Here is a 228-nt window from a genome sequence, read left to right as displayed (position 1 = left end):
CAACCACCACCGTCACTTTCTTGCCGTTGTGCGCCGTGTGGATCATCGCATCCATAATGCGGGAGTGTTTGGCTACGCGATAGATATTGATTTTGATCGCCAGCACGCTGGGATCGAACGACGCCTGACGCAGCAGCTCCAGCACATGCTCAAAGGTGTGATAGGGGTAGTAGAGCAGCACGTCGCGATCGCGGATAGCGTCAAAGCCATTTCGGAAGCCATCAAAGC

1 pseudogene is annotated in these 228 nt (G+C 54.8%); it reads right to left on the bottom strand.

Going from position 1 to position 228, the window contains the following annotated elements:
• Positions 1-228: pseudogene (locus tag QCD85_RS23755) on the bottom strand (RNA degradosome polyphosphate kinase); the annotation flags it as partial.

This window comes from Paenibacillus sp. PsM32 (assembly GCF_030433815.1).
GTDB lineage: Bacteria > Bacillota > Bacilli > Paenibacillales > Paenibacillaceae > Saccharibacillus > Saccharibacillus kyungheensis.
This window is presented reverse-complemented; position numbering and strand designations above follow the sequence as displayed.